Annotated in this window: 23 protein-coding genes; 9 read left to right on the top strand and 14 right to left on the bottom strand. The window is 64.7% G+C overall.

Features of this window, described 5'->3' with window-relative positions:
* Positions 1-6 precede the first annotated feature (6 nt).
* The 4 genes from AC51GT_RS23135 to AC51GT_RS23120 are packed head-to-tail and all read left to right on the top strand — an operon-like array spanning position 7 to position 2307.
* Complete coding sequence (locus AC51GT_RS23135; RefSeq protein WP_496330306.1) at positions 7-453, top strand: VOC family protein; 447 nt, start codon at positions 7-9, stop codon at positions 451-453.
* On the top strand, positions 453-1283 hold the full coding sequence (locus tag AC51GT_RS23130; RefSeq protein WP_496330305.1) for an SDR family oxidoreductase: 831 nt from the start codon (positions 453-455) through the stop codon (positions 1281-1283). Before AC51GT_RS23135 ends, AC51GT_RS23130 begins: the two co-directional genes overlap by 1 nt.
* A 36-nt stretch (positions 1284-1319) precedes the next feature.
* Positions 1320-1652 carry a hypothetical protein gene (locus tag AC51GT_RS23125; protein ID WP_496330304.1) on the top strand — a complete coding sequence of 111 codons (333 nt, stop codon included), beginning with the start codon at positions 1320-1322 and terminating at the stop codon, positions 1650-1652.
* Positions 1653-1674: 22 nt separating this feature from the next.
* Positions 1675-2307 (top strand): TetR/AcrR family transcriptional regulator, encoded by a 633-nt coding sequence (locus AC51GT_RS23120; RefSeq protein WP_496330303.1) that lies wholly within the window; start codon positions 1675-1677, stop codon positions 2305-2307.
* Here the strand turns inward: AC51GT_RS23120 and AC51GT_RS23115 are convergent.
* Positions 2291-2962: a TetR/AcrR family transcriptional regulator gene (locus AC51GT_RS23115; protein ID WP_496330302.1), complete on the bottom strand. Its 672-nt coding sequence runs from the start codon at positions 2960-2962 to the stop codon at positions 2291-2293. The genes AC51GT_RS23120 and AC51GT_RS23115 overlap by 17 nt on opposite strands.
* Positions 2963-3080: 118 nt before the next feature.
* On the opposite strand from AC51GT_RS23115, the gene AC51GT_RS23110 reads away from it, so the two are divergent.
* The 3 genes from AC51GT_RS23110 to AC51GT_RS23100 all read left to right on the top strand — a co-directional run bounded on the left by AC51GT_RS23110 (position 3081) and on the right by AC51GT_RS23100 (position 7481).
* Complete coding sequence (locus AC51GT_RS23110) at positions 3081-4376, top strand: tellurite resistance TerB family protein (RefSeq protein ID WP_496330301.1); 1296 nt, start codon at positions 3081-3083, stop codon at positions 4374-4376.
* A gap of 11 nt (positions 4377-4387) precedes the next feature.
* Entirely contained in the window at positions 4388-5794 is a 1407-nt protein-coding gene (locus tag AC51GT_RS23105) for an acyl-CoA reductase (RefSeq protein WP_496330300.1), read from the top strand.
* 268 nt (positions 5795-6062) lie between these two features.
* Positions 6063-7481 (top strand): aldehyde dehydrogenase family protein, encoded by a 1419-nt coding sequence (locus AC51GT_RS23100; protein ID WP_496330299.1) that lies wholly within the window; start codon positions 6063-6065, stop codon positions 7479-7481.
* A gap of 173 nt (positions 7482-7654) precedes the next feature.
* Here AC51GT_RS23100 and AC51GT_RS23095 read toward each other — a convergent pair whose 3' ends face one another.
* A complete protein-coding gene (locus tag AC51GT_RS23095; protein WP_496326490.1) occupies positions 7655-8416 on the bottom strand; it encodes an SDR family NAD(P)-dependent oxidoreductase in 762 nt (253 codons plus the stop codon).
* A gap of 69 nt (positions 8417-8485) precedes the next feature.
* Here AC51GT_RS23095 and AC51GT_RS23090 point away from each other — a divergent pair, with 69 nt between their 5' ends.
* Positions 8486-9259, top strand: a complete 774-nt coding sequence (locus tag AC51GT_RS23090; protein WP_496326491.1) for an SDR family NAD(P)-dependent oxidoreductase — start codon at positions 8486-8488, stop codon at positions 9257-9259.
* Positions 9260-9434: 175 nt separating this feature from the next.
* Complete coding sequence (locus AC51GT_RS23085; protein ID WP_496330298.1) at positions 9435-10808, top strand: ABC transporter substrate-binding protein; 1374 nt, start codon at positions 9435-9437, stop codon at positions 10806-10808.
* Between the two features lie 70 nt (positions 10809-10878).
* On the opposite strand, the gene AC51GT_RS23080 is transcribed toward AC51GT_RS23085, so the two are convergent.
* The 12 genes from AC51GT_RS23080 to AC51GT_RS23025 form a co-directional block, all read right to left on the bottom strand.
* Positions 10879-11742, bottom strand: coding sequence for an SDR family NAD(P)-dependent oxidoreductase (locus AC51GT_RS23080; protein ID WP_496330297.1), 864 nt, complete (start codon positions 11740-11742; stop codon positions 10879-10881).
* Positions 11739-12644 carry an LLM class F420-dependent oxidoreductase gene (locus AC51GT_RS23075; RefSeq protein WP_496330296.1) on the bottom strand — a complete coding sequence of 302 codons (906 nt, stop codon included), beginning with the start codon at positions 12642-12644 and terminating at the stop codon, positions 11739-11741. Before AC51GT_RS23075 ends, AC51GT_RS23080 begins: the two co-directional genes overlap by 4 nt.
* 43 nt (positions 12645-12687) lie before the next feature.
* A complete protein-coding gene (locus tag AC51GT_RS23070; protein WP_496330364.1) occupies positions 12688-14229 on the bottom strand; it encodes an acyl-CoA synthetase in 1542 nt (513 codons plus the stop codon).
* A 31-nt stretch (positions 14230-14260) separates the two neighbouring features.
* Positions 14261-15067 (bottom strand): NAD(P)-dependent oxidoreductase, encoded by an 807-nt coding sequence (locus AC51GT_RS23065; RefSeq protein WP_496330295.1) that lies wholly within the window; start codon positions 15065-15067, stop codon positions 14261-14263.
* Entirely contained in the window at positions 15067-15894 is an 828-nt protein-coding gene (locus tag AC51GT_RS23060) for an NAD(P)-dependent oxidoreductase (RefSeq protein ID WP_496326494.1), read from the bottom strand. Before AC51GT_RS23060 ends, AC51GT_RS23065 begins: the two co-directional genes overlap by 1 nt.
* Positions 15895-15919: 25 nt before the next feature.
* On the bottom strand, positions 15920-16831 hold the full coding sequence (locus AC51GT_RS23055) for an alpha/beta hydrolase (protein WP_496330294.1): 912 nt from the start codon (positions 16829-16831) through the stop codon (positions 15920-15922).
* Complete coding sequence (locus tag AC51GT_RS23050) at positions 16828-18495, bottom strand: thiolase C-terminal domain-containing protein (protein WP_496330293.1); 1668 nt, start codon at positions 18493-18495, stop codon at positions 16828-16830. The genes AC51GT_RS23055 and AC51GT_RS23050 overlap by 4 nt, the downstream gene beginning before the upstream one ends.
* Positions 18496-18605: 110 nt before the next feature.
* Positions 18606-19970, bottom strand: coding sequence for a cytochrome P450 (locus AC51GT_RS23045; RefSeq protein WP_496326497.1), 1365 nt, complete (start codon positions 19968-19970; stop codon positions 18606-18608).
* Between the two features lie 50 nt (positions 19971-20020).
* Positions 20021-20215: a ferredoxin gene (locus AC51GT_RS23040; RefSeq protein WP_496326498.1), complete on the bottom strand. Its 195-nt coding sequence runs from the start codon at positions 20213-20215 to the stop codon at positions 20021-20023.
* A 52-nt stretch (positions 20216-20267) separates the two neighbouring features.
* Positions 20268-21128: a mycofactocin-coupled SDR family oxidoreductase gene (locus AC51GT_RS23035; protein ID WP_496326499.1), complete on the bottom strand. Its 861-nt coding sequence runs from the start codon at positions 21126-21128 to the stop codon at positions 20268-20270.
* 74 nt (positions 21129-21202) lie between these two features.
* On the bottom strand, positions 21203-21913 hold the full coding sequence (locus AC51GT_RS23030; protein ID WP_496326500.1) for an SDR family NAD(P)-dependent oxidoreductase: 711 nt from the start codon (positions 21911-21913) through the stop codon (positions 21203-21205).
* On the bottom strand, positions 21904-22710 hold the full coding sequence (locus AC51GT_RS23025) for a TauD/TfdA dioxygenase family protein (protein WP_496330292.1): 807 nt from the start codon (positions 22708-22710) through the stop codon (positions 21904-21906). The genes AC51GT_RS23030 and AC51GT_RS23025 overlap by 10 nt, the downstream gene beginning before the upstream one ends.
* Between the last annotated feature and the right edge of the window lie 87 nt (positions 22711-22797).

Below are 22797 nucleotides of genomic sequence, written 5' to 3'. Positions count from 1 at the left end.
CCACCCATGAAGGCTGAAGACCTGTTTCACGTCGGAATCGTGACGCACGATCTGGAGGCGACCAAGGCGCAGTTGTCGTCGCTCCTCGGCTACGAGTGGGGCCCGGAGATCGGGGCTCCCATCGAGGTCACGCTGCCCACCGGGGAGGTGACGGTCGATGTCCGGTGTGCGTACTCGATCACCACCCCCAGGCTGGAGGTGGTGCGCAGTATTCCCGGTACCTTCTGGGAACCGGCCGATCCGGCGGGCATCCATCACGCCGGCTACTGGTCCGACGACGTCGCCGCCGACGTCGCCGACCTCGTACAACAGGGCTACGTCACCGAGGTGACCCGCGGGGGTCCGGACGGCTCACTGTTCTTCGCATTCCTGCGCAGCGACACCGGCTTTCGGATGGAACTCGTGACCCGCGCAGCCGAGCCATCGCTGCAGCAGTGCTGGGCGCCGCACTGATGGGCACTGTTGGCGTGGTGACCGGCGCCGGACGCGGCATGGGGCTGGACTGTGCGCGCCGGCTGACCGGGATGGTCGACACGCTGGTACTCGTCGACCTCGATGAGGCCACGGTGAAAGCCGCGGCGGAGGAACTGTCGTCGGCCGATGCGGCTGTCGTCGAACACCATGTCCTCGACATCACCGATGCCGACGGCGTGCAGCGGCTTGCCGACCGGGTTGCCGGACTCGGGACCCTGCGTGCGGTCGCCCATGTTGCGGGCATCTCGCCGACGATGGCGGACTGGCGCCGGATCTTCACGGTCGACCTGGTCGCGACCGCAAGGCTTGCCGAGGCGTTTCGGTCGCTGACCACGGCCGGGACGGCGTGGGTCTACTTTGCGTCGATGGCACCGGCGATCGGTGGGGTCCAGATCGACGCCGCCACCGCGGAGATACTCGACCATCCGCTGGAACCCGGGTTCCTGGACCGGATCCGGGAGAGCTTCGGGCCGAAGATCGAGCATCCGGGCGCGGCCTACGCCGTGGCCAAACTCGGCGTGAAGCGCTATGCGCAACAAGAGGCTGTTCGTCTGGGGCCACTGGGCGGGCGGGTGAACTCGGTGTCGCCGGGGCTCATCGACACCCCGCAGGGCCGTCAGGAAGCGGCGGACAATCCGCGGATCGCCGAGTGGATCGGGACGACGCCGGTGGGCCGGCTCGGGCAGGCGGCCGAGCTCGCATCCGTCGTTGCCTTTGCTCTGTCGGACGAGGCGAGCGTCCTCAGTGGCACCGACCTGCTGGTGGACGGCGGCCTGTGTGCCGCAGTGAGGGGACCCGGTTCCCCCTGACCGTGGTCGGTGAAAACAATTGAGAGGCAACACTATATGGCAAAGGGCATCTACTACGTCGAATCCCGGCCGGCATCGGAGGATGTCGATGCCGAGTTCAACCGCTGGTACAACGAGGTCCACCTTCCCGAGATGACCGCGATCGACGGCATCGTGTCGGTCCGGCGGTTCGCGCCGGTCGACAAGGACGGTCCGTACGTCGCGATCTACGAGTTGGAAGGTGACGACCTCGAGCAGATCCTCAAGGGCATGATGGCTGCGGCGCGGTCGGGTGCGCTCACGTTGTCGGACCTGCAGCAGACCGATCCGCCCCCGACGATGCGACTGCTGGAGGTCACCACCGAGTACCCACCGACGGATGGGCACTAATCTTGATGCTGTGGACAAACAGATGAGCGAGGACGCGGCCGACGATCTGGCGAGCCGGATCGCCGAGCGCAGCCTGGCCAAGCGGGGTGCCAACTATGCGGCCGAGGTGCGCCGGTTGCTCGATGCCGCGCTCAGTGTCATCCAGGAGCGGGGCACCGAGTCCCGGCCCCGGGTTGCCGACATCGTTTCTGCCGCTGGTCTGTCGAATGAGGCCTTCTACCGGCACTTCTCGTCGAAGGATGCGCTCGTGGCGGCGTTACTGGAGGACGGCACCGCACGCTTGCGCCGGTACGTCGCTCATCAGATGAGCAAGGAGCCGAGCCCCGAGGGCAAGGTCCATCGTTGGGTCGAAGGTGTGCTCGCGCAGGCGATCGGGGATACCGCCGATTCCACCCGCGCGGTCTCGTGGAATGCCAGTGGTCTCGCCGGTGACAGCATGCAGGGCGCGGTGTCGGCCAACGGCCCGATGGCGTCGTTGCTGACCGAACCCTTTGCCGAACTCGGCAGCACCGACCCGGATTTCGACGCGTTGCTCGCCGCCCATGCCACGCTCGGCATGCTCGCGGACTACCTGTGGCGTCGAACCGAACCCACACCGGCCGACATCGACCACATTTATGAGTTCTGTATCCGGGCGGTCACCCCGAAGGCATAGGACGCAGGCCGCGGAGGAACAGTGCGACCGCGGCCCGGATGTGCCGATCCTGCTCGGCGGTGTCCCGGACGATGCCGAACGAGGCCAGTCGGGCCTGGCCGCCGACCAGGCCGAGGAACAGTTCGGCGAGCATGTCCGGGTCGTCGGCCTCGATCGATCCTGTCGCGGTGTGCCGGACGAGTAGCTCGACTACAAACTGCTTGCGCGGCCAGAACCCGGTTCCGAATGTGCGACGGGCTATTTCGGGATAGCGCGACGCGTGGGCGATGGCTATCTGCTCCAGCTTGATCATCGACGGATTGGTCGCGCGACGGACGGCGGCACGAGCGACGGCCGTCAGCGCCGCCTCGAGGTCGTCGGGATCGGGTGCCGGCGGTTCGGGCTCCGGCCAATCGTGTTGCTGCAGTGCCCACCCGAGTACCGAACGGAACACGTCCTCTTTGGTCGGGAACCGGGCGTACAGCGAGGGTTTGGTGGTTCCGGCCGCGGCGGCGATCGCGTTCATCGACGTGCCCTCGTAGCCGTGCTGCAGGAACTCCTCCAGAGCGCACTGGCGAATCTTGCGATCGAGCGCGCCCGCCTGCGCTTTTGTCGGCCGACCACCGCGGCTGCGGGTCGGGCCGCCCGGTGGTGTGTCGGAGTTGGTCGAGGTCACCTGGGAAAGTCTGCCACCTCGAGCCCTGGACATAAAACTTTACCCGCGGGTATGGTTAATGAAGTCGGTCCGCCGTACCCCCCTTTCTCTTCACGTTCCACCTTCCACGGAGGCAGCAATGTCAGTGACCACGAATCCACGAGATGTCGTCGAGCAACTCGATGCCCGTTTCCAGGAGCGCCGCGAGCAGGTGCCCGTTCTGCGGCAGCGTGCCGACGCTGAAGGCATCACGCAGATCCGGGCCCGTGAAGACCTCATCCCGCTGCTGTTCCCGCACACGACGTACAAGAGCTACCCGGAATCGCTTATCGCCAAAGGTAAGTGGTCCCAGATGAATCGCTGGCTCGACTCGCTGTCGACCCACCGGGTGGCCGATGTCGACGTCGACGGGGTCGAAGACGTCGATGGCTGGATCGGCCGCCTCGAAGCCGCGGGACACATGGTGTCGAGTTCCAGTGGGACCAGCGGAAAGGGTTCCTTCCTCAACAAGACCCGGACCGACCTCGACACGAACTCGACCAACATGTTCGACTGTCTGACCGACCTCGGTGTTCGGCCGCAACAGATCTGGAACTTCATCCCGGTGGGTCCGGAGACCAGCCTCACCGCGCACGTTGCGTTGAAAGACATGCTGGCCGAGACGTACGGCAGGCCGGACGGTATCGCGATGCCACCGAGCACCGCCCCGGCCGGACACCACAAATACATGGCGCTGCTGCAGGCGATGCGCCGGGCCATGGCCGACGGCACTGCCGCACCGGATGAGATCGCCGCATTCGAGGCGAGAGCAGCGCAGCGTCAACAGGAGAACGAGGATCGATTGCACTACCTCGCCGAGCAGATCCTCGCCCGGCGTTCCGAACGCTTCTTCTTCAGCTCGCAGTTCCCGAATCTGTTCCGGCTGACCGAGATCCTGAAGGAGATCGGTGCCAAAGACGGCGACATCACCGGCCAGAACGCGCTGACGACCGGTGGCGGCCTCAAAGGCATGTCCCTGCCCGAGGACTACCAGGAGCAGATCTACCGCCTGCTCAGCATCGACCCTGCCCGTTTCCTGCACTACTACTCGATGCAGGAGCTCAACCTGCGCCTGCCGAAATGTCTGTCCGGGCGGTACCACGTCCCGGCCGAGGTGATCCTCTTCGTGCTCGACAAGAACGGCGAGTCGATGGCGCCGGTCTCCGACGGACAGGTCGAGGGCCGGGCGGCCTTCTTCGACACCACCGTCGACGGACGCTGGGGCGGAACGATTTCCGGGGACAAGATCATCGCCGAACTCGACGGATGCCCCTGTGGTCGAGCCGGCACCAGCGTCCTCGATGAGATCGCCCGCTACTCCGATCTCAAGGACGACGACAAGATCACCTGCGCCGGCACCATGGATGCCTACGTGCGTGGATTCATCGAGGACTGAGGACCCATCACATGACTGCCACATCGAGCCCGACCAAATCCAAGATCCGGGTACCGCATTTCGTTCGGGGCAAGCTGATCTGGGGTGAGGACAACGAGTATCTCTCAAGGGATTTCGGCGTCCCGTTTGTGACCCCGAAAATCGAGTTCAACGACCTGTTCGTGCCGCGCACGCAGCAGGGACCGGCCTTCGACATGCCGGTGTCGGAGATCATCGACTTCCTGGTCGAGACGGCGTCGCACCTGTCGCTGGAGAAGAACGAATACCTGCAGGAATCGCTGGAGATGACGCTGCAGGTCAGCGCCCTTCCGCGACGCATCATCGAGAACACCTTCGCTCGGCCGGGACAGTTCCTCACCAGGGAGGCGATGGAATACCGGCTGAAGAAGACCTTCGGAAGCCTCGATGTGCTCGACGGCTGGGTGGAGAACATCGATCCGAACGGAAGTGTCAGCCGCATCAGGGCTTTCCCGCCCCGGCTGGTCCACATGCTGGCGGGCAACTCGCCGAGTGCGGCCATGACGTCGATCGCCGACGCCGCCCTGACCAAGGCCGTCAACGTGTTCAAGATGCCGTCTGCCGATCCGTTCACCACCGTCGCGGTACTGCGGACCATGGCCGACATCGCGCCCGATCATCCAGTGCTCCAATCGATGTCGGCGGTGTACTGGAGGGGCGGAGACGAGAAGGTCGAGAGCATTCTCTACCGGTCGCAGTACTTCGACAAACTGGTCGCCTGGGGTGGCGGGGCCGCGATCGAGAACGCGGCGAAATATGTGGGCCCCGGTTTCGGGCTCATCTCCTTCGATCCCAAGGTATCGATGTCGGTCATCGGCCGCGAGGCCTTCGAGTCCGAGGAGGGCCTGCTCGAGGTCGCGGAGCTGGCCGCCAAGGACGTCACGATCTTCAACCAGGATGCCTGTCTCGCGGCCCGGCACATCTGCGTCGAAGGGGATGTCGAGCAGGTGGACCGCTTCTGCGAACTGCTCCACGAACGTCTCGGTGTGGACCGGGATTTCGCGTCGGCAGTCGGGCCGAAACCGGCTTCCGACATCCGCGAGGCAGTCGAGGGGATGCGCTTCCTCGAACCCGAATACCGGGTCTGGGGTGCGTTCGACGGGCGCGGACTGGTTGTCCGGTCGCCGGAGATGGTCGACTTCCATCCCACCAACAAGACCGTGAACGTCATCCCGGTCGACACCATGCGGGACGCGGCGGCGTTGGCCACCGTCGCCACGCAGACCGTCGGGGTGTACCCGACGCATCGAAAAGCCGAGGTCCGTGATGATCTGGCCACCGCGGGCGTGCAACGTCTGGTGAAACTCGGAAGTGCCATGAAGGGCAGCATGGGTGGACCTCATGACGGCATGTATCCGCTGCATCGATTCGTGAACTGGGTGGTCGACGATGACGCGTAGTGCGATCGAGGGATTCGGTACGGCGATGCCGGTGCGGGTCCTCGGAAGGTCAGGGATTCGGGTCGGTGAACTCTGCCTCGGTGCAATGACATTCGCGACCACATCGATCTGATGTGGGAGATGATCTGGGCGCCCTGGCGGTACGGTTGGAACAGACGCACCTCGATCGGCTGGAGACGGCAAACCGGGTGCGGCTCGGATATCCGCATGATTTTCTCCACAAGCGGCCTGCGATTTTCCCCCGACCAGTTAAAAGGACCTGACAGACGTGCAAAAACTCGACCACTGGATCGGTGGCGCCCCGGTGGCGCCGTCGGCCGGCGAATACCTTGGTGTCACAGATCCGGCGAGCGGCACAGAGGTTCGCCGGATCGCCGCCGGGAACGGTGTGGACATCTCCCTTGCGGTCACCGCGGCCGACTCGGCTGCGCAGGCCTGGCGTCAGGTGCCGGGACTGGCGCGCGCCCGGTTGTTCTCCGACCTCGCACGTGCGATGCGCGAGAACGCAACGGAACTCGCGCAGTTGGAGGTCAGTGAGACCGGCAAGCCCGAAGCCGTCGCCCTGGGAGAGATCGAGGGCTCGGCCACCTACTTCGACTTCTACGGTGGACTGATCGGGATGCCGGTCGGGGAGACCCTGGATGTGGCGCCGGATCAACATGTCTACACCCGGCGTGAACCGTTCGGTGTCGTCGGTGTGATCACCCCGTGGAACGTGCCGATCAACCAGGCGGCCAGGGCGTGCGCGCCCGCATTGGCGGCCGGGAACACGGTGGTGGTCAAGCCTTCCGAGTACACATCGTCGACCACTGTGCGGTTGGCGCAGCTGGCGTCCGAGGTCGGTTTTGCGCCGGGCGTTTTCAATGTGGTCCTCGGCGACGGACGGGATGCCGGCGCCGCACTGGTGGAGCATCCGTCGGTGGCGAAAGTCGCCTTCACCGGGTCTGTTCCCACCGGACGGGCGATCGGCAGGATCGCGGCTGAACGGATCATTCCGCTCACCCTCGAATTGGGCGGGAAGTCGGCGAACATCATCTTCGCCGACGCCGATCTCGATGCGGCCGTGGCCGGTTCACTGCAGGCGTTCACGGCCAACGCGGGACAGGTCTGTTCTGCCGGCACCCGACTGCTGGTCCATCGCTCGGTCCATGACGAGGTGGTCCGGAGGTTGGTCGACCGCGCCGCGAACGTACGTGTGGGCCACGACATCGGTCCGCTGATCACGCGGGACCAGTTCTCGCGGGTGCAGGAATACTTCAAGGTCGCCGAATCCGATGGGGCGCATGCGGCCACCGGTGGCACGGTGTCGACGGTCGCCGACGAGACCGGCGGGTTCTACATCGACCCGACGATCTACACCGGCGTGGACAACTCCGCACGGATCGCCCGTGAAGAGATCTTCGGCCCCGTCGTCGTGGTGATCCCGTTCGATGACGACGCCGAAGCCGTTGCGATGGCCAACGATTCCGATTACGGACTGGTCGCCGGGGTCTGGACCAAAGACGTCTCCCGGGCATTGACGGTCAGCGACCGCCTGCGGGTCGGCCAGGTCTTCGTCAACACCTGGTCAACGGCGTCCGTCCAAACACCTTTCGGCGGTTGGAAGAACAGCGGTTACGGTCGCGAGAAGGGTGTCGAGGCGCTGCATCACTACAGTCAGGTCAAGTGCGTCACCATCAAACTCTGACCCACCCCGCCCGCCCCTCCGCCGAGCGTGCCGATACCACCGTCGAGCGTGCCAAAGTCGCCATTGACCGTGCCGAAAAGCGCTTGGCGTGAGCATCTTTGGCACGCTCGGCGGTAACTAGGGCACGCTCGGCGGCGATTAAGGCACGGTCGACGGAGGGTGGAGCGGGTCAGTCAGCGGAAGTAGGTGCCGCCGTCGATGTTGACGACCTGGCCGTTGATCCAGGAACCCTCGTCGGACATCAGGTAGGCGACCATGCTGGAGACGTCACGGGCTTCTCCGAGTCGGGGGCTGCGAGCGCCTTTGAGCATGCCCTGCAACATCTTCGGATCGGCGCCCTGCTTGATCTCATCGGTCAGGATCAGGCCCGGGGTGAGGGCGTTGGCCCGGATCCCGTCCTTGCCCCATCCGGCGGCGACATGGCGGGCGATGGCATTGATGCCGGCCTTGGTCGCGGCGTAGGCGGGACGCTGGGGTTGACCGGCGAACGATGCTACCGATGACGTGTAGACGAGCGATCCACCGCCGCGTTTGAGGAGTTCGGGGATGCTGTGCCGGCTGACCAGCATGTGCCCGCGGAGGTTGACTGCGATGGTGCGGTCCCAGATCTCGAGGTCGATGTCGACGACGTTGGTGTCCTTGGAGACCGCGGCCATGTCGCCGGCGTTGACGTGGACGGCGTCGAGTCCGCCGAAGGTGGCGACCGCAAAGGCGATGAGGTCCTTGACCGAATCGTCGTCGGCGATGTCGAACTGCGAGGCAACGGCCTGGCCGCCTGCCTCGTTGATCGCGGCGGCGGTCTTCTCGGCACCTGCTGGGTTGAGGTCACCGACAACTACTTTCGCGCCTTCGCGGGCCAACCGCTGTGCAGAGTCGGCCCCGAGTCCGGTGGCGGCCCCGGCTACCACGACAACTTTGTCCTGCAGTCCCTGCATCAACTGGCTCCCTTGTGAACATGCGCATGAGAATCACGATCTAAGTAATCAGAATGCTATTCTCGTGGCATGAATGCAACCCCGGAACCCGCGGCCGATCTCTCTGAATTGTTCTCATTGAAGGGCAAAGTAGCCCTCGTGACAGGTGGAAGTCGCGGTCTCGGCCACGAAATGGTGCTGGCCTTTGCCAGGGCGGGCGCCGACGTCGTCATCGCCAGTCGCAAACTTCCCTCATGTGAGGAGACGGCTCGCGAAGTGGAGGCGCTCGGCCGGAAGGCGTTGCCGGTGAGTGCTCACGTGGGCAAGTGGGAAGACGTTGACGCACTTGTGGACACGGCCTACGCCCACTTCGGCAAGGTCGACATCTTGGTCAACAACGCCGGCTTGTCGCCGGTGGCGCCGTCGTCGGAGGAGACGAGCGAGGAGCTCTTCGACAAGGTTGTCGCGGTGAACTTCAAGGGACCGTTCCGGCTCGGCTCGCTCGTCGGCCGTCGGATGGCCGACGGCGACGGTGGCTCGATCATCAACATCTCGTCCTCGGGCGCCATCTTCCCGGCACCCAAGTTCGGACCCTATGCCGGGGCCAAGGCTGCACTGAACACCCTCGCAGGCGTTTTCGGTCGTGAATACGGACCCAACGTCCGGGTCAACACGATCTCGGCCGGGCCGTTCCTGACGGATATCTCGAAAGGCTGGGGCGACGACGCGCGTACCGGCTTGCGCAGCGCAGCGGGGCGCCCGGGTGAGACGTCGGAGATCGTGACCACGGCGCTCTACTTGGCCAGCGCAGCCTCGAGTTTCACCACGGGGTCGTTGATCCGGGTTGATGGCGGGTTGTTCTGACCTTTACGTGCTCGCTGGACGTCCATCAAAGTCGCAGGTCAACGAGGCTGTTCAGCATTCCTGGTTAACCTTATAAGGATAAAGTTCCAAACTGCTCCGCCACGGCACCGGTCGGGGATAGGCTCCGCGCTACCGGGGAGTCACGATCGAGGAGGAACAGTTGAAACCGCATCGCATGCTCGTAGCCTTGTCGGCTGCCGCACTGCTTGTTGTTGCCGGGTGTAGCAGCGACCGCAGTGGCGGAGATGGCGACGAAGGTGGAGGTGGAGGTGGAACCGCGTCGGCGGAGACGGTGTCGAGTGACTTCGGATCCCTCACCGACGTCTGCCAGGAGGGCTCGGCCACCGGGTCGCCCGCGCAGGGTGTCACCGACAGCGAGATCAAGGTCGGTGTGTTCTCCGACGTGGGCTTCACCAAGAACCCCGAGTTCGTCGACGCGGCAAAGGTCTTCACGTCGTGGTGCAACGAACTCGGCGGCATCAACGGCCGCACGCTCGTGGCCAACACGCGTGATTCCAAGCTGATGGAAACCCGCCAGCAGATGATCACCGCCTGCCGCGAGGATTTCGCGCTCGTCGGTGGCGGCAGCGCCCTCGACGGACTCGGCGTCAAGGAGCGGCTGACCTGCGGGCTCCCGAGCTTCCCCGGCCAGACCGTGCAGCCGGCCGTGACAGGGTCTGACCTGCAGGTCAGCGCCTCACCGAGCCAGACCGTCGGCTACGACCCCTACTTCCAGCTCCGGACCTGGCTCATCAAGGACGCGTACCCGGGTTCGGCAAACCTCATCGGAATCATCAACGGTGACTCGCCGTTGACGAAAGACATTGGCGCTCAAGCGGTCGAATCCACCGAAGCCGCAGGTGGCACCTACGTCTACAACGACCTGTACCCGGCGATGGGTGTCTCGGACTGGACACCGTACGCACAGTCGATCAAGAGCAAAGGCGTCAAAGGCCTGCAGTTCTATGGCGATTTCAAGCAGCTCGCCAAGCTGGAGAGTGTCCTGACCTCGCTGGACTACAAGCTCGACTGGATCGATACGAACAACAATGCCTACAACCAGCAGTTCCTCGAACTGGCATCGGATTCGCTCGACTTCCAGAACAACATCCTCGACATGGGAGGTGTGGCACCACTGAACAGCGACGAGCCGGCAGTCACCCAGCTCAAGGCGTTGTACGAGAAGTACGCGCCGGATGCCCAGATCACACTGCCGGGTATTCGTGCGATGTCCGCATGGTTGCTCTTCGCGAAGTCCGCGGCCAGCTGTGGCGATGATCTGACCCGTACCTGCGTCTACAACGCGGCGAAGGCCGAAACAGCCTGGACCGGAGGCGGATTGACCGCACCGCAGAATCTGGAGCAACCGGCTCCGTCGTCACCGTGCTTCAACGTGGAGGTGGCGACACCGGACGGCTGGGAGCCCGCCGACTTCAAGCCCGACAACGGTCTCTACCGCTGCGACATCCCGCCCTACAAGTACACGACCGACTACGGCACGCCGATGACGCTGGCCGACGTCGGAAAGTCCATGGCGGATATCAAGTAATCGATTCGAGCTGGGCGAACTCGGACTGATCACACGGTGATCGGTCCGAGTTCGCTCAGTCTGAGTTTGATCAGTCCGAGTCCGGCCGGTCCATGACCGAAGCCGGTGCATAGTTGGCCCAGCCGTGGTCGGGCCAGTTGAACCATCCCGACGACGCGAGCGTGCCGCCATCGGGGTGCAGCGTTGTCCCGGTGATGTACTCCGACAGTCCGGAGGCGAGGAAGACCACGCAGTTCGAGACATCCGTGACGTGGCCGACCCGGCCCATCGGGATGGCGATCCGGGCGCCGACCGGGGTGGCCATGGCAGGAGTCCCGCCACCGCCGAGTTTGTCCAGGCTGGGTGTCGGCACAAAGTCGGGGGCGATGTTGTTGACCCGGATCCGATCCGGGGCAACCTCCACCGACAGTGTGCGGGCGAACTGCTCCACCGCGGCCTTCGCCGCCGAGTACACCGCGAATCCCGGTGCCGCGCGATGCGCCTCGATGGTGCTGATGTTGATGATGCTGCCGCCGCGACCACCGGCCTGCATCCGTGGGATCGCCAACGAGCAGGCGTGGAACACATGATGAAGGTTGGTGCGCAAGAGCGCGTCCCAGCCCTTCGGTTTGCTTTCGGTGAAGGGCGTTCGGAAGGTCCCGCCGACGATGTTCACGAGCGTGTCCAGTTGTCCCCAGCGTTCATCCACAGCTGTGAACAAAGCCGCCAGCGTCTCCGGATCGCGAGCATCGCCGTGATGCACGATTGCCTCGAAGCCACCGTCGGCGAGGTTCTCGCGCATGGCCTCGACGGCCGTCGGATCGATGTCGATCACGGCGATGCGTACACCGTTGGCGACGAGGTCGGCCGCGATGCTTTCGCCGAGACCTCCTGCGCCGCCGGTGATCACGGCCACAGTGCCGTCGAGTCGGGCACGTTCTTCGAACCAGGTCATGACAGGTGGGTCGATCCGAATGCGTCGAGGAACTCGGTGGTCTCGCCGAAGGAACGGGACGGGGAATGCGAGACCACGATCCAGGTGACACCGGCCTTCTCGAGTTCGGCAAAATTCTCGCGGTGACGGTCGGCGTCCGCGGCGGGTGTGGTCAGTCCATCGGCCTGGTAGGAGTAGAGGACGTCGATCGGCTCGGTGCGCCCGGCGGCCGCGGCGGCGTCTCGCATCTCCGAGATCTTCTCGCCCAGTTCCGAACTCGATCCCAGTGCCGGAGTGCGGGCGGTGGCACTGAGCTGTGCTCCACCGGACATCGGCATCCAGCCCTGTGCCCGTTCGGCGACCCGGCGGCGGCTGAGCTTGGAGTTGCCGCCGACCCAGATCGGGATCGGGTCGGAGACCGGTCGCGGCAGCGACCGCACATCCCGCGCGTTGAAGTGTTTGCCCTGATAGCTGAATGCCTCGCCGCTCCAGTGCAGGGGGAGCACGTCCAGGGCCTCGTCGAACAACTCGTTGCGTTCGTCGATGTCGACGCCGAGTGCGAAGAACTCGCTCTTCTGGTACCCGGTGCCCAGGCCCAGGATCAGTCGTCCACCGGACAGCGTGTCCAGTGTCGACGCAGACTTGGCCAGCAACAGTGGATTCCGGTAGGGCGCGACCGCCAGGTAGGTCAGGACCTTGATCCGGCTGGTCGCAGCGGCGACAAAACTCAACGCCACAAAGGGGTCGACCGTCTGGTGTCCACCGGTGGCCAGCCACTTGGCTCCGGGGATCGGATGTTCGCTCACCGAGAATCCATCGAACCCGGCCTTTTCCACCGCGACCGCGACATCGGTCATCGGTCCGGCCGCAAAGAGATCGGCATCGGGGCCGCTGGGTTCTGGATAGTGGAAGATGTAGCGCATCGGTCACCTCATGAACTCGTGTTGTGGACTGACTTCGTCATGGTCAGAGGATCAGGCTGTCGTGCCCGTCCCAGTAGCGTTCGCGGAGCCGGCGTTTGTACAACTTTCCGTTCGGATCTCGGGGCAGTTCGTCGACGAACTCGACACTGCGAGGGCACTTGTAAGTGGCGAGCTCTCGTGCGCAATAGGCGATCAGCTCGCTCCCGAGCTCATCATCGCCGGTCTCGGGGTCGACCAGTTGCACGACAGCCTTGACGGATTCGCCCATCTCGTCGTCGGGAACCCCGATGACGGCGACATCGGCGATCGCCGGATGCGATGCCAGGATGTTCTCGGTTTCCTGCGGATAGATGTTCACTCCACCGGAAATGATCATGTGGGCCTTGCGGTCGGTGAGGTACAGGTATCCGTCCTCGTCGAGATATCCCATGTCGCCGATGGTTCGCCAGCCGTGGGCGTCCACCGCGGACGCGGTCTTCTCCGGGTCGTTGTGGTACTCGAACGGGCGCCCGCCTTCGAAGTACACATCGCCGGCCTCACCGGCAGGCAGTTCGTTGCCGTGCGCGTCGAGGATGTGGCAGGGCTGCATCGGCCGACCCACCGAACCCGGATGCGCAAGCCACTCGGCGGCCGTGATGGCGGTGGCCCCGATATCTTCGGTACCCGAGTAGTACTCATTGATGATCGGCCCCCACCAGTCGAGCATCTGTCGTTTCACCGCGACCGGACATGGTGCGGCCGAATGCATCACGCCGCGCAGGCTCGACACGTCATACCGCTCCCGTTCTGCATCGGGGAGCCGGAGCATCCGGACGAACATGGTGGGTACGAATTGCGCGTCGGTGACGCGGTAGCGCTCGATCAGTTCCAGGCATCGTCGTGGATCGAAGCTCTCCATCACCACCACGGTTGCTCCGCCACGATGCCATGACATCGAAAAGACCAGGGGCGAGGCATGATAGAGCGGCGCGGGGGACAGGTACACGACGTTGTCGCCGGAACTGCGATCGACCACACCCTTGGCGATGAGCACCGGGGCCGACGATGGGTCACCGAATGCTTTGCCGTCCACTGGTTTCCGAACCCCTTTGGGACGACCGGTGGTGCCCGAGGAGTACAGCATCTCCCGGCCCTCGAGCTCGTTGTCGAGGGGCGCCCCGGAGGTGGCGGCCAGGACGTCCTCGTATGACTCGAAGCCGTCGATCCGCCCGGCGCCGCTGATCTTCGCGCGTAGCCGGGACAGGTCGAGATCGACGACGACATCGGCGACGGACTCACTGGCGATCAGTGCCTGCGCGCCGCTGTCGTCGAGGACGTACTGCACCTCGTCGGTACGCAGATGTCGATTGACGGCGGTGTAGTAGAGGCCAGAACGCTGTGCCGCCCAGGCGATCTCGAGGAACGAGCGAGTGTTCTCCATCAGGATCGCGATGTGATCACCCGGCTGCAGGCCCCGTTCGCGCAGGGCCCGGGCGAATCGGATCGACCGGTCTTCGAGCTGGGCGTACGTGACAACCTCGCCGCTTCGGCCCATCACGATGGCCGGCGCATCCGGTGTCAGTTCGGCGTGATGGCTTGGCGTCATCTGCATACGAAACAGTCCTTACTCGGTCAGATCAGGGTTTGACGGCTCCGAATTGGTCGCCGATCACTTCGTCGATCAGTCCGAGTTGTCCACCGAGTTCGAGGGCGACGGCGCGGACAACGCTGACGTCTTTGCTGACGAAGGCACCCACCGCTTCACTGAACGCGGAAACCGATCCGCGGGACGACACCCCGTCCAGCGCACGGCTGCTGGAGCTGCCGTGGGGGAGCGAACTGAGCAGGGTGGATTCGTCGATGCCGAGTTCGGCTGCGAGGCGAACTCCTTCACGAAGCAATCCGATCTGCGCCGCGAACAATGCGTTGTTGACCAGCTTGACCCGTTGGCCGTTGCCGATGACCCCGACATGCAATGCCGGTTCGGCATAGGTCTGCAAGGCCGGACGGATGCGGTCGATGGCCTCGGAGTCGCCACCGAGGTAGACCGTGAGGCCACCGGCCGCGATGTTGTGTGGACCGCCGCTGACCGGGGCGTCGACGACATGCACGCCAAAGGGTTTGGCGCGCTCCGTGATCAGCTCTGCAGTGACCGGGCTGCCAGTGGTGTGCAGAACCAGCACCGAGCCTGGTGGCATCGCGGCGATCAGCGGACCCTGGAGGCAGATCTCACGCACCTGGTCGTCGGTGAAGACGCAGACGATGACGATCTCGGCGTCGAAGCCGACTTCGCTGATGTCGGAGACTGCCTCGGCACCCGCTTCGGTGACGTCATCACGTGCCTGATCATTGCGGACCAGCGCGCGCACCTGGTGTTCGCCGCCGACGAGGCGGCGGACCATGGGCAGACCCATCCGGCCGGTGCCGACAAATCCGATACGCATCATGACTCCTGTCGTGGGTGGTTCATCTGGGCCAGCGTGGCGTCGGCCGCGGTCAGGACGGAACCCACGGTGGCGCCTGCGGCATCGGCGATGTCGGCGACGAGCGTGACGTCCTTGCGGAGCAGTTCTCCGGCATGCATGGCGATCCGGTCCAGTGAACCCGCGGTGTCGGTGATCCGGGCCAACGCGAAGCTGTTCGACGACCCACGCGCGAGGACCTCGGCGAGCCGGGTGGGGTCGACGCCGAGTGCTTCCCCGAGGGCCAGGGTGCTCGACGCGGTGGAGAGGTTGGCGCTGAACAGCAGATTATTGAGAAGCTTGGTGACCTCGCCGGCGCCGATGCCGCCGAGGTGGACCACCGGATCGGCGTAGGTCTCGAAGACCGGCCGGACGCGGGCGACGACCTCGTCGTCACCGCCGACCATCACCAGGAGCGTGCCGGCGGCGGCGCCCATGCCACCACCGCTGACCGGTGCGTCGACGAACGAGATACCTTGCTGTGCAGCCTTGTCCGCCAGTTCGCGGCAGGTGTCCGGGTGCACCGTCGAGTGCACTGCGATGACGCCGCCTGCGCTCATCCCACGCAGGATGCCCTGCGGCCCGTCGACGACCTCACGGACGTCGGCGTCGGCGACAACGCAAACGCAGGCCAGATCGCTGGCGGCGCCCAATTCGGCGGGGGTACCCGCGGTCTTCGCCGCGGTGTCACCGTACGGCTCGAGCGACTCCGGTCGCCGCGCCCACAGTGTCGTCTCGTAACCGGCCTCCACGATCCGGCGGGCCATCGGGCCGCCTTGGCTGCCGAGACCGATGAATCCGACTCGCATCAATACTCCTTCTGATCGAAAGGCACTAGTGCCCGGGACGTTTCGCGTCGTTGATGCACTCTTCGACAAACGACAAGATGTTCAGGTGATAGGCCCTGGCGGTGTATCCCAGACTCAGGTTGTGACCGCCGTCGAACTGCTGTTCCACCACGACCCGGGGTGAGTTGCTGAACAACGCGCCGATGTCGTGCAACGCATCGGGGTCCTGACGCCACACGTTCTCGAACTCGCCGGAGGTGAAGTGCACCGGGACCTGGACCTGTGCTGCCTTGTCGGGGAACGTGATCGTCGGCCAATCCCGGACCACTTCATACTCGTATTTGGGTCCGGGCGCGGAAATCGCCCCACCGCCGGATAATTCGGCCGGGTAGAGGCGCGCGGGGTTCCAGAGCAGTTCGCGCACTCCGGCGCCGTCGGGCTTCTTGCCACCGGCGTGCCGGGGCACCAGAACCCTGGCGGCCTGTGCCTGGTGCTCCAGGCCGGTCCCAGAGATCTCCAGACCCAGGAGGTCCCCTCGCGGGTTGGCGGCAGCCATGCGGACACCGAGTTCGGACCCCACCGAATGGGCCAGGATGAAGGTGCCGGCTCCGCGTGCGCGGTCACCGAGGTGCGCCTCCACTGCCGCGTAGGCCCAGTCGACACGCTGCTCCGCGGTTGTGAACCGGCCGCCGAGTTCGTAGGAGGCCTCATATCCCGGACGATCCAGTGCCAGAACGGTATAGCCGTTCGCGGCTCCGGTCCGAAGGAGGGAATGTCGCGGAAAGCCCGGGCAATCGTAGTAGGCCGCCTTGGAGGCGCCACCGTGCAGCGCGACGATGATGCCCCGTGGTTCGGGGACGGCGAGAAGCAGACCCGATGATGGGATCCCGTCGACATCGACAACCTGCGCGACCGGCACGTCGCCGGCCGCGGTGGTTGTCGTCTCCGCCGCGGTCACTGGGCCGACCTCAAGAGCATCACGCCACCGGGTGTCAGGCCGCCACTACTGGCGATCGCGGTTTTGGCTCCGGGCACCTGGCGGGCCCCACCTTCGCCGCGGAGCTGGGTGATCGCCTCGGCGATCAGGCCCATGCCGTGCGTCCGTCCGTGTGAGAGCTGACCGCCGTGGGTGTTGACGGCGACTTCGCCGCCGATGGCGATGTTCTTGCCGCCGTCGAGGAAGTCTTTGGCCTCGCCGATCCCGCAGAAGCCCAGCGCCTCCAGCCAGGACAGGCAGTTGAAGCTGAAACCGTCGTACAACTGAGCGGTGTCGATGTCGCTGGGCCGCAGCGAGGTTCGCGACCACATGTGCGCCGACGGCCCCAGGACCTGGGGTTCATGGGTCAACGTGCTCTGGTCCCATTCGATCCGTTCGAGGATCTGGGTGCCCACCGCCTCGACGTACACCGGCGGTTTGGCCAGGTCGGCCGCAGCGTCTTTGGCCGAGACGATGACGGCGATCGACGCGTCGCAGGGCACGTCGCAGTCGTAGAGACCGAACGGTGTGGTGATGGTGCGGGCCGACAGATAGTCGTCCATGGTCATCGGATCGCGGTAGATGGCGGTGGGGTTGAGCGCGGCGTTCTTTCGCTGGTTCAACGCGATCCACCCGAGTGTCTCGCGGGTGGTGCCGTACCGGTGCATGTGGCGCTGGGCGTTCATCGCGAGCGTGTGCGAGGCCGACATGGCGCCGAACGGCATGATGTAACCCTTGGCGCGTCCGCCGCCGGAGCGAGACAGCTTGCCCTGCTTCATCAATTCGCCGTAGGTGGATTCCCACAGGGTTCGGTAGCACAGCACGTGGGTGGCGAGTCCGCTGGCAACGGCCATCATCGCGGCGATGACCGACCCGCCGGGACCGAAGGTTTCGATGCCGCCGTTGTACCAGGTCGGGTGGATACCGAGGGCGGCCTCGACCGACAGCACGCCGCCGCCTTCGCCGAATCCACCGACGTCACCGGAGCCCGGATAGCTGGCGATGCCGTCGATGTCGGCCATCGTCAGACCGGCGTCGGCGACGGCACGTTCGCAGGCGGTGATGGTCAGGTCCAGCGGTGACACCATCAGGCGCCGGCCGATCTCGGACATCCCGACACCGGTGAAGGCGACCTTGTCCTCGAACTTCTCGGTGGTGGCCATCGGCCGGACATGCTTGTGGAAGTCTTGCGGTTCGATCTCGTCGTGGGGCGCCGCGGCCGGCTGCGAGGCCTGTTCGGCGGCGGGCCGGAACAACGGGTACCAGACGTCTTCGCGGTTCTCGAAGACGACCTCCATTCGCATACCGAGTACGAGTTCGGCAGGGTCACACTCAACGGTGTTGGTGGTCAGCCGGATACGGGAATCCTCTTCGAGCGCCACCTGGGCGATCACAAACGGGGTCGGCATACCGGGGAGCGGGAACCGCTCGTTGATGGTGAACCCGATGAGGGTGGCGTGACCCGACACGGCCCGGGGCGCGAGCTCACGGCCGCGGCAATACCGGCAGACCGGCTGCGGCGGATGGATCAGCGACGAGCAGCTCTGGCATTCCTGAATACGTAATGTGCCGTCGGAACCCGACGTCCAGAAGAACTCGTTCTCGCTGGTGAGTGACGGCAGGGGACGTCCTGTCGTTTCGGCCACTGTGCCTCCTTGTTGGAACTACGACAGTGGCCGCCACGCCTGTATCAGCGTGGCGGCCCCGGTCCGCGTTCTTCGTGTTCTGCGCTGTCAGATCGTTGGTGCTGAGCCGACTATCCGGCTGATTGGGCGCGCGCTTTCGCGATGACCGCAGGCTCTGCCAGACGGGTGTCGTCGATCAGCTTCTGCAACCTGACGAGGGTGGCGTCGAAACCGTCGCCGACCCGCTCACCCGGGGTGAAATCGGCAGGCAGATGACGCATGCCCTGGATGACACCGATGGTGTCGTAGTGCACGGTCGCCTCCGGATCGCACTTGTAGTCCGGCATCCGGTCGAGAACGGCGAGGAGCATCCGCTTGAAGACGGTCCGCGCGACGTTGGAACCGGCGCAGCGATGCAGACCGAGTCCGAAGCTGTAGTGCCGGTTGGCACCACGGTCGAGGATGACCTCGTTGGGGTCGTCGAACACCTCGGGATCGCGGTTGGCCATCGCCCAGGAGAGCCACAACCGGTCGCCCTCCTTGAACTCCTTGCCCTCGATCTCGATGTCCGCGGCGACGGTACGTCCGTCACCGGGGGCCGGGGTGTAGTAGCGCAGGAACTCCTCGGTGGCGGAGTCGAGCAGCTCATCCCGGTTGTCGCTCAGCGTCTTACGTGCTTCGGGATTCTCCGAGAGCCATTCGAGTGCATGGGCGGTCAGCGCCGTGGTGGTGTCGAAGCCACCACCGATGAGCAGGCCGAGGTTGCCGAAGATCTCCATGTCCGGCAGCGGTTCGCCGTCGATGCGTGCCTCGACCAGGGCGTTGATCAGTCCGGGACGTGGATTCGCCTTGATCTCGGCGAGATTGGTGAACAGATCGATGCCCATGGTCCGGTGCATCTCGTTGACCCGCGCGATGTCCGGGGAGTCCGGCGGGGTGTAGACCGCGGCGTGCACCGGCTCGTTGTAGAGCGTCCACTTCTCCAGCGGGATGCCCATCATGCCCAACGTCAGGACGGCCGGAACGATGTTCGCGAGCTCGTCGACGAAGTCGATCCGTCCCGACTCGATCTTCTCGTCGAGGCACGCCTGGACGACGTCGTCGATGAACGGAACCCAGGCCTTCACCGCAGCCGGCGACAGGTACGGGTTCAGGATGGCGCGGTAGTTCTTGTGATCGGGGTCGTCCATCTCCAGGATGCCGCCGCGAATACCGCTGGCACGTTCCGCGGTCGGAATCGAGATGCCCTTGTAACCGGAGCCGGTGCCGCTGACATCGTGGTCGGTGGACACCACCGGGCAGCGAGCGAGTTCGAAGACCTCTTTGTTGCCCGCGGCAACCCAGTGGCCGCCGTAGGTGTCACTCCATGCGATCGGACACTCCGACTGCATTTTCTGGGTCACGGTTTCGAACTCGTCCCGGTAGTGGGGCGCGTGTCTCTCGAACTGGAAACGGGGTGTTTTTCGAGCGTCTTGGGTGACGTCCTCAACGGTCATGGGCGTCGTCCTTTCAGGTGCGGGGCAGTCGAATACCAGGGAAGGGGGTACTACTCGGTGATGGTGATTGCTCGTTCCGGGCACGATGCGAATGCCTCGCGGACACTCTTTTCGTGCTCCGCCGGTACATCCTCGGTGATCGCCGACGCGTGTCCGTCGATGTCGTCCAATTCGAACGACTCGGGAGCGATCATCGCGCAAAGCGTGTGTCCCTGGCACTTGTCTGAATCGACCTGCACCTTCACGTGTGTCTCCTCGAGAGTTGTTGTATTGCGGGCTGGGGTTGGGGTTTTCGGATCAGAAGTGAACGCCGTACCACTTCAGGTAACCGCCGCCATCGACGCGCTGCTGGGTGCCGGTGACATAGCGAGATTCATCTGAAGCGAGGAACAGGACCATGTTGCTGATGTCGAGTGGTTCGACGAACGGGATCTTCATGGCCTGCTGCACGCCGAACGCCGGCTCTGCGTCCTCGCGCTTGGGGTTCTCGAGGTCCGGACGGAATGAACGGTACATCGGTTCGCTCTGGAGCATGTCCGTATTGCAGTTCGTCGGATGAACCACGTTGGCGCGGATGCCTTCCGGGGCGATGTGCAGCGCGAGGTTGTGGATGAACTCGGTCAGCGCGCGCTTGGAGTAGACGTAGGCGACGCCACCGGGATCCTTGCCGGGCTGATCGACCTTGCTGGTGTCCATCAGCGCCGCGGTGGATCCGGTGGCGATGATCGAGGCGCCCTCTTTGAGGTGGGGCAGGGCAGCGGTCACCGCATTGATGGTGCCGACGAGGTTGGTGTTGATGACGTCGGTGAACGACTGCCACCGGGGCTCGCCCTTCATCCCGGCGATACCGGCCTGTGCGACAACGATGTCGAGGCGGCCGAGTTCGGCGACACCCTGGTCGACAGCTGCCTTCATCTGGGCCGCGTCGCGCACATCGGCCTGCACGGTGACGATACGACGGTCGTGCTTCTCGACCAGTCTGGCTGTTTCTGCGAGATCTTCGGGCGTTGCCATCGGGTACCCGATGGTCTCGAAGTCGGTGCAGATGTCGACGGCGATGATGTCGGCGCCTTCTTCGGCGAGGCGGACCGCGTGGCTGCGGCCCTGTCCTCGTGCTGCTCCGGTGATGAACGCGACTTTGCCCTCTACACGACCCATGGTGACTGCCTTTCGATTTTCTTCTGCTGCTGGGGGATCCATCGACAACGGCGGGTGGCGCCGGTGCTCACTACTTATGTGTTGCGTCCGCCGTTCACGCCCAAGATCTGACCGGTGATGTAGCTGGCGTCCTCGGAGATCAGGAATGCGCAGGCGGCGGCGATGTCCTCGGGCCGCCCGACCCGGCGTACCGGAGTCCGCAGGATGTGTTCGTCGACGGTGCCGCCGAGACGCTTCTGACCCTCGGCGCTGCGCAGCAGCGGGGTGTCGACGAAGCCCGGTGGTACCGCGTTCACGGTGATGCCGACCTGACCGAGCTCGAGCGCCAGGGACTTGGTGAGCCCGTTGACCGCGGACTTGGCCGAGACGTAGGCGGCCATGTACGGCTGGCCCGAATGTGCGCTGGAGGACGAGATGTTGACGATCCGGCCCCACTTGGCCTTCAGCATGTCCGGCAGTGCGGCCTGGATGCAGTGGTAGGTGCCGTTGAGGTTGACGTCGAGGATGCGCTTCCACTCGTCGAAGTCGAGATCGACGAAGCGGCCGAAGCTGTCGATGCCGGCCGCGTTGACCAGGACGGTGACCGGGCCGAAGGTGTCGCGCACCTCCGCGAGCGCGGCGTCGATCTGCTCACGGCTGGTGATGTCGACGGTGTACGTGTTCTTTTCTTCGCTCGGTGTCCGATCGAAGGAGGCGACGTTGTAACCGTCGGCGACCAGGCGTTCGACCACGGCGTGGCCGATCCCGGAGCTACCGCCGGTGACCACTGCTGTTTTCACGCCCATGGCTCGTTCCCGCCCATCGTGGTCCGGTGCATCTCGCGTTCGGAGCTGGGGTCGTAAGGCAGTGCACGGTGCAGCATTCCGGTGTTGTCCCAGATGACGACGTCACCGACCTGCCACTCGTGGCTGTAGCTGAAGCGGTCTTGTGTGGTCCAGGTCAACAGCTCATCGAGCAGCTCTCGGCTCTCGGCCGGGTCCATTCCGAGGATGTACTCGGCGGTCGCACCGATGACCAGCGACTTGCGGCCGTCCTTGCGATCCCAGACCAGCGACGTGTCGTGTGTCTTCTGAGTGCGCCAGCCGGCGAGCACCTCGGGGGTCGGATCGGGGTCGACCAGGCGCTGTGCCGCCTCGAAACTGTGGTGCACGCGCAGACCTTCAAGGCGCTTCTTCTCTGCTTCCGGCAGGGCGTCGTAGGCGGCGTACGTGTTGGAGAAGGCGGTGCCGCCGCCAACCATCGCCACATGCTTGCAGGTGAGCATCGTGGCCTTGGAGGGGATGTCGTTGCAGGTGTCGTCGATGTGCCAGAAGAGAGTGCCCTTGAGGTACTCGGCCGAGCGGGACTTCTCGGGGTTGAGGGAGACGACAAAGACCTCTTTGCCTGCCGGGGCCTGGACCGGTCCGAGCTTGCGGCTGAACGTGACCTGGTCCTCGTCGCTCAGGTCCAATCCGCGGATGAGGAGGACACCTCGCCACTTGAGTGCCTCGAGGCACTGGGCGGTCACCACGGGGTCATTCAGGTCTTCTACGCCGTGGACCTGAACGCCGAGGGCGGGGCCGAGGGCTGTTGTCTCAATCACAAGAATCTCCCTTTCTATTTGTGAGAACGATACTCTCAAAACGTAGCAGTCGGCAAGAGTTTGGTGCGTTTGGGCTGCGGCTATTGT

The sequence above is a fragment of the Williamsia sp. z34 genome, from assembly GCF_059553395.1.
The sequence above is the reverse complement of the archived record's forward strand: the minus strand, read 5'-3'. Positions and strand labels throughout refer to the sequence as shown.